The 9,982-nt window shown below is 38.0% G+C and carries 10 protein-coding genes and 1 riboswitch; of the genes, 9 read left to right on the forward strand and 1 reads right to left on the reverse strand.

The window, feature by feature from the left end; genetic code table 11:
- Nucleotides 1-78: 78 nt before the first annotated feature.
- Nucleotides 79-819 carry a hypothetical protein gene (locus HMPREF2988_RS11970; protein WP_070770716.1) on the forward strand — a complete coding sequence of 247 codons (741 nt, stop codon included), beginning with the start codon at nucleotides 79-81 and terminating at the stop codon, nucleotides 817-819.
- 291 nt (nucleotides 820-1,110) lie between these two features.
- On the opposite strand, the gene HMPREF2988_RS11975 is transcribed toward HMPREF2988_RS11970, so the two are convergent.
- Entirely contained in the window at nucleotides 1,111-1,779 is a 669-nt protein-coding gene (locus HMPREF2988_RS11975; protein ID WP_002290249.1) for a YitT family protein, read from the reverse strand.
- Nucleotides 1,780-1,911: 132 nt separating this feature from the next.
- On the opposite strand from HMPREF2988_RS11975, the gene HMPREF2988_RS11980 reads away from it, so the two are divergent.
- The 8 genes from HMPREF2988_RS11980 (at nucleotide 1,912) to HMPREF2988_RS12015 (ending at nucleotide 9,877) form a co-directional block, all read left to right on the forward strand.
- The gene (locus tag HMPREF2988_RS11980) at nucleotides 1,912-2,199 is read left to right on the forward strand and encodes a hypothetical protein (protein ID WP_002290251.1); all 288 of its coding nucleotides are present in this window, start codon (nucleotides 1,912-1,914) and stop codon (nucleotides 2,197-2,199) included.
- A gap of 416 nt (nucleotides 2,200-2,615) precedes the next feature.
- On the forward strand, nucleotides 2,616-4,154 hold the full coding sequence (locus tag HMPREF2988_RS11985; protein WP_070770717.1) for an ABC transporter permease/substrate-binding protein: 1,539 nt from the start codon (nucleotides 2,616-2,618) through the stop codon (nucleotides 4,152-4,154).
- Nucleotides 4,151-5,116, forward strand: a complete 966-nt coding sequence (locus HMPREF2988_RS11990; RefSeq protein ID WP_070770718.1) for an ABC transporter ATP-binding protein — start codon at nucleotides 4,151-4,153, stop codon at nucleotides 5,114-5,116. Before HMPREF2988_RS11985 ends, HMPREF2988_RS11990 begins: the two co-directional genes overlap by 4 nt.
- Complete coding sequence (locus tag HMPREF2988_RS11995; protein ID WP_070770719.1) at nucleotides 5,103-6,425, forward strand: dihydrolipoyl dehydrogenase family protein; 1,323 nt, start codon at nucleotides 5,103-5,105, stop codon at nucleotides 6,423-6,425. The genes HMPREF2988_RS11990 and HMPREF2988_RS11995 overlap by 14 nt, the downstream gene beginning before the upstream one ends.
- A gap of 62 nt (nucleotides 6,426-6,487) precedes the next feature.
- Nucleotides 6,488-6,592, forward strand: a riboswitch (TPP riboswitch).
- Nucleotides 6,593-6,665: 73 nt separating this feature from the next.
- Nucleotides 6,666-7,409, forward strand: a complete 744-nt coding sequence (locus HMPREF2988_RS12000) for an ABC transporter permease (RefSeq protein WP_070770720.1) — start codon at nucleotides 6,666-6,668, stop codon at nucleotides 7,407-7,409.
- A 14-nt stretch (nucleotides 7,410-7,423) separates the two neighbouring features.
- Nucleotides 7,424-8,416, forward strand: a complete 993-nt coding sequence (locus tag HMPREF2988_RS12005) for an ABC transporter substrate-binding protein (RefSeq protein ID WP_002329109.1) — start codon at nucleotides 7,424-7,426, stop codon at nucleotides 8,414-8,416.
- An 11-nt stretch (nucleotides 8,417-8,427) separates the two neighbouring features.
- Nucleotides 8,428-9,153: an ABC transporter ATP-binding protein gene (locus HMPREF2988_RS12010; protein ID WP_070770721.1), complete on the forward strand. Its 726-nt coding sequence runs from the start codon at nucleotides 8,428-8,430 to the stop codon at nucleotides 9,151-9,153.
- A 1-nt stretch (nucleotide 9,154) separates the two neighbouring features.
- Nucleotides 9,155-9,877 carry a TatD family hydrolase gene (locus tag HMPREF2988_RS12015; RefSeq protein WP_024635143.1) on the forward strand — a complete coding sequence of 241 codons (723 nt, stop codon included), beginning with the start codon at nucleotides 9,155-9,157 and terminating at the stop codon, nucleotides 9,875-9,877.
- Nucleotides 9,878-9,982 lie beyond the last annotated feature (105 nt).

Here is a 9,982-nt window from a genome sequence, read left to right on the forward strand (position 1 = left end):
AATCAGCGCATTGCTACTGAAAACAAAAAATCTGTGCTATTATTGAGAAAAGTTCCATTTTTGAGAAGGATGGTTTGAATGAAAGAAATCAGACGAAAACATTTCCGTTTTCCTGCGTACGATGACGAGTTAGGCGTAAAATTAACCAGCGAGAAGAAGCGGGTATTATTTGACGGGCAGGAAGATCTTTTGACTGAACAGAATCAGCACCCGTTTGAACAAATGAAAGAATTCCATTTCACGAACACAAACACTGAACAGGTCCGACGCAAGCGCCGTGCAACAAATGGATTGAAGTCAGCTCCGCGTAAGGAAAATTTGGAAAAACATAAAGAAAAATTACCGGATTATACTGGACATCATCAATCAGAACTCACGTCGACTGGACGAAAAAAACTTTTTGGTGAGTCTTCTCGTCCTGTCAGGCAAAGTGAAACGAGGACAGAGTCTCGAAATACTATGAGAAGTTCATCTGTGGACACAAAGGTACGGGAACGTTCTTATTTTGTTCCTAAATATGTACCTGCATCTATTATTCCAGACCCTAGAGAAAGTAAAATTTCTGAAGAGCATTTGATCGAATCAATGAAAAAAACAGATGACTCTTATCTGTTGTTTGATACAGAACCAACGCCTTATCAAGAAAAAAGAAATGATGAGCCTTCTGTACGCACGTTCAATCGAACAAAAACATTAGAGGAAACAAAGCAGTCAGAAGAAAAAAAATCGAAAAAAAGCCATAGTATCTTAGAACGTTCACTGCAAGGGCTGATTGACGATCAGGGAAATTCTTTAGGAGAGAATAGCTATTTTAAATAAGTCAAATACAACCTTGTATTATGTTATAGTGGGGAAGGAAACGCTGCGGCGTTTCTTTTTTTATACTCTACTCGAATGATTATATCGTAACCTAATCTTTTTTTCTTAGCTGATGTTTTCTGCCGTGAGCAAGAGGAGAAAAGGTGAAGAGTAAAAAACAAACTATTTTCACAGATTGTCTGTAAAAATAGTTTGTTTTCATATTTTTATAAAAAATTTTATTGAAAGAATATACGTCGTAGTTTACATAATGATTTTTTAGTAAAGCAAATAAAATAGTAAAAATAAGAATCAGTGCTCTAACTGTTCAAGAGGATCAAGTGGTTCAAATGTTTCTGTAGTCTGTTTTGCTTCCAATTGGGGTAAAACAGATCCAATTTCCAGATACTTCACTTTATTCAATGTATAAGATAGAATAGAACAGCTAAGCAATGTATACAGAAAATGTGTGAGATCCAAATAAAGCAAGGAGACAACTAAAATACCAAAAGTGATCAAGAAAAGACTTTTGCCAATCTTAATATGAAAATATTTTTCAATGGCTTGATAAATGATATCTGTTCCGCCTGTGCTTCCGCCAAATCGAAAGACGAGACCGCAACCAATGCCAGAAAGAATCCCTGTCATCAAACTATTGATCAGTAGACTATCTACAGCAAAATGTATATGAAGGCTTTCCCATAAATGTAAAAAGAAAACCAGCGCAAATGTTCCGACGATCGTCCGAAGAAAAGCGTGTTTTCCAAAAAGAAACAATGAGATAAGCAGTAAAGGTAAATTAAAAAGCAGCGAAGTGATAGAAGGCGCGAATCCAAAAAGATTATGCAAGAGCAAAGCAATACCAGTAACACCACCGTCTGCCAGTTTAGATGGAATATTGATGCCTGTCACAGCCAATCCATAGATCCCTGCGCCTAAAATGATTCCGCACAATTCTGTCATTAAATTTAATTTTTTCATTTCTAGCCTCTTTTCTTTTGAAAATTTTCAGCAACCTCTTCATTATACTGACTTATACTCTTTCTTCAAGAGGAAAATGAAAAAAATTTATTTTTGGTTGTTTCTTCCAAATTATCAAAAAGGAGTGGAAAAATGCGAGCAGCAGACTTATTGACAATTCTTACAAAATCACCCAAAAAAACAGATTATCAAGGTGTTTTTTTGGCTCAAGACCAAAAACTGATTCCTGTGACAAGAATCCAGATAAATGAATCGTATCAATTCATCTTTTTATTTGAACAAGGCAAAGCACCACTTGCTATGAAAGAAATCTTTCTATTTTTGATGAAGAACCGTGAAAAAGCTGTTTATTATCAGTCAAAAGAAGAACTCATTCCGCTTTATGGAGTGAAAGAGATAGAAAATAAAGTGGTGATATAAGTAAAAATAAGAAAACAAGACGTTTATGATGCCAAAACAACCGTTTTTTACATTTTTGGCAAAAAAGTGTCATGATACAGTATAATACTTGTTGAACAGGCCAATAAAGGTGTTCTCCCCCACGAGATTTCTACTTTATTGGCTGTTTCTTTTTATTTAAAAGAAAAGTTGTATATGAAAAACGATACGGTTGATTCCGAGTGATCATTTCGTATAGATGTATTGGATGTTCGTTTTGAAGAAACGAGAACCAATACATCTATCCGATTTTGTTGCTCGGATTCTTTTTTTATCCGCATATTTAGAGGTGATTTTTCTATTAATTACTGACGTCTAGTAGGGTTAAGGCAAGTCAAGTTAGTTGGGAAAATGTAAAGAAATGTTTATACTTAAAGAATAACAGAAAGGAAGGTCGCATGAATAATTTTATACAAACATTAAGTGAAAGAAAAGGCGAGTTGCTGGAAGCTGCATTTCAACATCTGTCTATTTCTCTCATTTCTTTGCTGATTGCAGCACTGATTGCTATTCCTCTAGCAATTTGGGCAGCTAATCATAAAAAAATGGCAGAAGTCTTATTGCAGATCACGGGTGTGCTTCAAACGATTCCTTCACTTGCCTTATTAGGGTTACTTATCCCATTTGTAGGGATCGGAACTGTTCCAGCATTGATTGCACTTGTTATTTACGCTTTGCTTCCGATTTTCCAAAACACGTATATTGGTCTAGCTGAGATTGACCCGTCTATTGAAGAAGCGGCGGTAGCATTTGGTATGTCCAGAATGAGACGCTTGCTGAAAGTAGAACTTCCCATCGCATTGCCTGTCATTATCTCAGGTATCCGAACTGCCTTAGTTTTGATCATCGGTACGGCTACTTTGGCAGCATTGATCGGAGCAGGTGGATTAGGAACATTTATTTTATTAGGTATCGACCGCAACACACCAGTTTTAACATTGATTGGTGCAATCAGTTCTGCCTTGCTTGCCATTATATTCAGCGGATTGATTCGCTGGTTGCAGCATAAGAAACCTCGATATTCCATCATTACTTTAGCAGCCGTGGTGTGTTTATTTGGGGGCGTTTCTTTATATCAGTCTGCCTTGTTTAAAAATGAAACCATCACGATTGCTGGAAAATTAGGAGCGGAACCTGAAATCCTGATCCAAATGTACAAAGAATTGATTGAAGACAACACAAAAACAGAAGTTGAATTAAAACCGAATTTTGGCAAGACTAGTTTTTTGTTCAATGCCTTGGATCAAGGGCAAATCGATATCTATCCTGAATTCACAGGAACTGTCCTAGAAAGCTTGGTGAAGGTACCTGAAGCAATGAAAAGTGCTGATTTGACAAAAGAAAAAACATATGACGAAGCAGAAGAATTATTGAACAAACAATTCGATATGACATTATTGAAACCAATGGCTTATCAAAATACGTATGCCTTGGCGGTCAAGAAATCTTTTGCAGACGAGCATCAACTTAAAAAGATTTCCGATTTAGCAGCAGTTTCTGATCAGATCAAAGCGGGATTCACACTGGAATTTATTGATCGTTCCGATGGATATAAAGGAATTCAAGAAGCATATGGATTGAATTTTTCAAGTGTACAAAGCATGGAACCGAGTTTGCGTTACCAAGCAATCAATAATGGAGATGTCAATATTGTGGATGCTTATTCCACAGACAGCCAACTCAAGGAGTATGATCTAGTCACTCTAGAAGATGATCAAGGGCTATTCCCAGCTTATCAAGGCGCACCACTGATGAAAACAGATTTCGCCAAGGACCATCCTGAAATCGTTGAAGCGCTGAATAAATTAAGCGGAAAAATAACAGAAAATCAAATGATCGATATGAACTATCAAGTCAATGTCGAAAAGAAAAAACCGGCAGAAGTAGCACGAATCTTCCTGGAAAACGAAGGATTACTAAAGGAGGGAGATCAGTGACTAAATTAATCGAATTCAAACATGTGCAAAAAAAGTACGATGGAAAATATGTCATTGATGACCTAACTCTTGCAATCAAAGAAGGAGAAATCTTTGTTTTGGTTGGGCCTTCTGGTAGTGGAAAAACAACTACTTTGAAAATGATCAATGGATTATCTAAACCATCAGCAGGAGACATCTACTTCAAAGGAAAATCGTTAAATGAATATAATCTGCAGAAAATGCGGTGGAATATGGGGTATGTGCTGCAGCAAATCGCTTTGTTCCCGACCATGACAGTCAAGCAAAACATTGAAGTCATCCCTGAAATGTTAGGTTGGGAAAAGCAGAAAAGAGCAGACCGTGTAGATGAACTTCTTCAAAAAGTTGGCTTATCTCCTGATATTTATCGAGATCGTATGCCTAGAGAGTTGTCTGGAGGAGAACAGCAACGGATCGGGATCATCCGAGCTATTGCTGCAAGCCCAGATGTGATTTTGATGGACGAGCCATTTAGCGCATTAGATCCTATTTCAAGAAATTCATTACAAGAATTAGTTTTATCTTTACATGAAGAACTGGGAACGACCATCGTTTTCGTTACGCATAATATGGAAGAAGCAATCAAGCTAGGAGATCGTATTGCGTTTATGAAAGATGGAGAAATTATCCAATGCGACACTCCAGAACAGTTATTGATGAATCCTAAAAATGAATATGTACGGCATTTCTTTGATGAACCGAAACAGACGAAAGAATGGCGAGTCGAAGATTTAGTCGTCAATGGATATTTTTTAAAAGAAATACCGAAAAACAGTTATCAACAAGTTTGCCTTGATACGCCTATGAAAGAAGTGTATTCACTTCTTTCAGTGTACCCAAACATTGTGATAGTAGAAAAAGGAAAAAACATTGGTTCACTGACAAGTAAAGAAGTCTTTACTTTTTTAAGTCGAAAGGAGGAAGAAAATGAAAACATATGAGGCAATCGTCATCGGTTCAGGTGTGAGCGGCTTAAGTGCTGCTTATGGATTGAAAGAAGCAGGTAAAACAGTATTAGTGGTCGAAGAAGATCTATGGGGCGGGACTTGTCCTAACCGTGGATGTGACCCTAAAAAAGTCTTGTTGAGTGCAGTAGAAGCCCGTAATCGGATAAAACAATTGAATGGAAAAGGATTTAACGAGATCCCAACCGCTAATTGGGAAGAACTCCAAAAATTCAAACGCACATTCACAGATCCAGTTCCAGAAAATCGGAAAAAACAATTGGCAGAAGCTGGAATCGATCATCTTTCAGGAACCGCTCGTTTCTTGGACGACTCATCTATTGAAGTCAATGAAGAAGTTTTTCATGGAGATTACTTTGTTCTGGCAACAGGACAAAGACCCACGATCTTACCAGTGGAAGGAAAGGAATACTTGAAGAATAGTGCAGATTTTTTATCATTGCCTGTACTGCCTAAAGAAATCATTTTTATCGGCGGCGGATATATTGCTTTTGAACTGGCTACGATTGCCAATGCTGCAGGGAGTAAAGTAACCATTGTCCATCATAATCAACGACCATTAAAAGAATTTGAGGCGTCTTTGGTAGAGGAAGCCGTCCATCAAATGGAATCATCTGGTATTCAGTTTGCTTTTGATGTTGAAACCCAAAAGATCATCTCGGAAGGAACTCGATATCGTTTAGTCGGAAAAGAAACGGAATTAGTAGCAGATATGATTTTTTGTGCGACTGGGAGACAGCCGAATACAGAATCTTTAGCACTTGAACAAGCGAATGTCGTCTTTGATAAACACGGGATTGAGGTCAATCATTATCTGCAAACGAGCAATCCAAAAATTTTTGCGTGTGGAGATATTGTTTCAAGGAAAACACCCAAATTGACACCAGTCGCCACTTTTGAAGGAAATTATGTAGCTAAACGGATAACGGATGCAACAAGCGAACCTATCAAATATCCGATTATACCCACGATCGTCTACGCCAGTCCTAAACTTGCTGAAGTAGGAGTCACAAAAAGTCATGCCTCTTCGTCAGATCAAGTGGTAGAGATGGATCTTACCGGTTGGTTCACCTATCATCGTGTCAATGAACCAGTTGCTAAGGCTGAATTGACCTTTGACCAGCAAAATTATTTGATTGGTGCTGCAGTGATTAGCGAGCAAGCAGATGAATTGATTGATGATTTGACACTAGTCATCAATCAAAAATTGACTAAAAAAGAGTTGGATAGCTATATCATGGGGTATCCGACATTGGCTAGCGATCTCTCCTATTTATTGAAATAATCAGCATGATAACTAAAGCGCTTGTTGCTTTTTCCTTCTTGTGCTACACTTTAAAAAATGAATACCTGTTTCTGGGGATGTCGTAGACGACATGAGAGTAAGTTGTGAACTTAGACCCATTGAACCTGTCAGTTAATACTGGTGAAGGGAGAAACATAGCAGACGCTTGAAGCGGGTTACTATGTCGTGCCCATTTCAAGCGTTTTTTGTTATCCATATTAGAAGAAAGGAGGCATCAAAATGAAGAAAAATCTTTATCCAGCAGTCAGTATGGCATTCATTTTAATTATTTGGCAGATCGTTGTCTTAGTTTGGAAAATACCCGCTTTTATTTTACCCGGACCTGCTGCTGTATTTTCTGCGTTAACAGCAGATGCACACGTATTGCTTTCCCATTCTGTCACAACATTAAATGAAGCAGTGATTGGTTTGGCAATAGCTAGCGTTCTTTCTTTTATTACTGCTTTGGCAATGGATTATTGGAAGTTCTTAGAAATGTCTTTTTATCCATTATTAGTGATTTCTCAAATGTTGCCAATCATGGTTTTAGGGCCTTTGCTGACCCTATGGTTTGGTTTCGGTATGCTTCCAAAAGTGATCCTTATTGTCTTGATAAGCTATTTTCCGATCGTAGTTTCTTTTTCGGATACATTGAGGAAAGTATCAAAAGAGCAAATCATCTTTTTGAAAACGATGGGGGCAGATACAGGGAAGATTTATCGAATATATAAAATACCAGCGGGTTTATCCGGATTCTTTTCCGGTTTAAAAGTGGCCGCTACTTATTGTGTCAGCGGAGCAGTCGTTGGAGAATGGCTAAGCGCTCAAGCAGGCTTAGGGTATTATATGATACGCGTAAAAAACAGCTACCAGATCGATAAAGTTTTTGCTGCGATCATTTGTGTCATTCTATTGAGTTTATTGCTGAATGGCGCTTGTTCATTATTGAAAAAAGGGTATTATCGTATGCTTTATATTTTTTAAGAGAAGGGGATCAAATGAAAAAATTATGGCTTTTATTACCGCTACTGTTGCTTTTATCCGCTTGTGGCACTGCAAAGGAAACAAGTAGCAAACAAGAAACGAAGGATTTGAAAAAAGTGACACTTGTTTTGGATTATGTACCGAATACTAATCATACTGGCATCTACCTAGCAAAAGAAAAAGGCTATTATAAAGAGGCTGGTTTAGATGTCCAAATCATCGAACCAGGAGATAATTCGACAAGTATTGGTCTAGTAGGTGCGGACAAAGCACAATTTGGTGTAAGTTATCAAGAAGATGTCACTTATGCTCACGCAGATGGACAGAATATACCAGTCAAAGCAATTGCTACAGTGATCAAACATAATACTTCTGGATTCGCCACCCTATCAGACAGTAACATCCATTCACCAAAAGATTTTGAAGGAAAAACATATGCAGGTTGGCAAAGTCCAAGTGAAGAAGCTGTCTTAAAAGCTGTGATGGAAAAAGACGGCGGGGACTTTTCAAAACTGACAATGGTAGGAAGCAATGGTGAAGGGCCAGAAAGCTTAGGAAAATCCTCAGATATCCAATGGTACTTTGAAGGTTGGGATATGATCAAAGCAAAAGAAGCGGGTATTGAACTAAACTATATCCCATTGAAAGAATTAGATGAACGGTTAGATTACTATACTCCGGTAATTATTACGAATGATCAACTGATCAAAAATGATCCAGGATTGGTACAGTCTTTTATGGATGCCACGAAAAAAGGCTATCAGGAAGCTATTAAGGATCCAAATGACAGTGCTAAACTGTTGCAAAAATATGCAAAAGGAAATGATCGGACGTTTTTAGAAGAATCACAAGCATTCTTATCAAAAAATTATACGGATGATCCTGAGAATTGGGGATTGATGGAAGAAAAAGTTTGGCGCAATTATACAGCTTTTATGCAGGAAAACGGATTGATCAAGCAAGATGTACCTTCGAAAGAACTATTCACTAATCAGTTTATAAAATAGGAGTGATAGATGTGTCAATCCAAATCAGCCACTTGAATGTAGTCATTGAAAACCTGAAAATATTAGAAGACATCCATTTCACTATCCCTAAAGATACCTTTACGTCGATTGTCGCGCCAAGCGGAGCCGGTAAGTCAACATTGCTGAAAACTTTAACTGGAGTCCAGCCTATGACTTCTGGAACGATCAAAGTAGACGATCAAAAAGTAACGGGTCTCCATACAGCATTTAGTTATATGCCGCAAGAAGATATGTTACTTCCTTGGCTGAGCGTCTATCAAAACGTTACGTTATATCAAAAAATCAATCATCTAGCAATTGATGAAGAACAAGTAAGGGATTATCTGGATATCTTTGGGTTAAACGGCTATGAACATTTTTTGCCGGAACAATTATCTGGCGGGATGAAGCAGCGAACGGCCTTGTTACGAACAATCATGAATCCTTCCTCTTACTTGCTTCTTGATGAACCATTTGGAGCGTTAGATGCTATGACCAGAGGGCAGATGCAAGACTGGATGCTGAAACTGCCTAAAAAAGCAAAGCGGACTACTTTGCTCGTGACACATGATATTGAAGAAGCAATTTATTTATCAGACAGGATTCTTGTGCTTTCCGCCCGTCCGGCACATGTGATTGCTGAGATTCAAGTGCCTGAAAAACGACGGTCACGTGAATGGCTACTGCAGCAATCAGAGTTGAAGCAAACGATTTATCAGTTATTGGCAGGTGAATGAAATGTTAAGTGATGCTCATTGCCATTTAGATGGGAGTCAGAGTTTAGCACTCCTTCAGCAGGAACACACGATTTTGACGATCATTAATTGTGATTCGCCAGAAGAATGGAAGGAAAACAGACGGCTTGCAACAAGCAAGAATCAAGTCTTAAGTTACGGTATCCACCCTTGGAAAGCGGATAGCTATACGTTTGCACAAGTTGAGCTTTTTTTGAAAAAAGCAAGGATCATCGGTGAAATAGGGTTAGACAATATCTGGACGAATGTGCCGCTGTCTACACAAAAAAGAGTGTTTGAGCAACAGCTTGCTTTTGCAGCCATAAATAAGAAACCTGTTGTACTGCATACAAAAGGATGCGAAAAAGAGATCTTAAGCTATATCCAAGCTTACCCTAATCACTATTTGATTCATTGGTATTCTTCTTTGGACTATCAACAAGACTATATTGATTTAGGCTGTTATTTCAGCATTGGTCTTGATTTGAAAAAGAACCCAGCAGTCTGGCAACTAGCTAAAACAGTCCCAATCGACCACTTACTTATTGAAACGGATGGACTACATGCAGCAGAATGGGCATTAGGGGATAGTTTTTCAGAAAAAGATTATGTCTTACTGCTTGAAGAACAGTTAAAGACAATCGCTGAAATCAAAGAGCTATCAGTTGAAGAAGTTAAGAAAAATACTTATCAAAACTTGGAACGTTTCATTAGATTAGGTAAATAAAAAAGAGGTGCGACACTAGTTGTGTCGCACCTCTTTTTGGCTTTCTTTGTATAAAAGTAAACCGTTCGATTAATAAATGAATCTTAGTACCAACCGTTTGCTTCC

This window comes from Enterococcus sp. HMSC061C05 (assembly GCF_001814765.1).
GTDB lineage: Bacteria > Bacillota > Bacilli > Lactobacillales > Enterococcaceae > Enterococcus_B > Enterococcus_B lactis.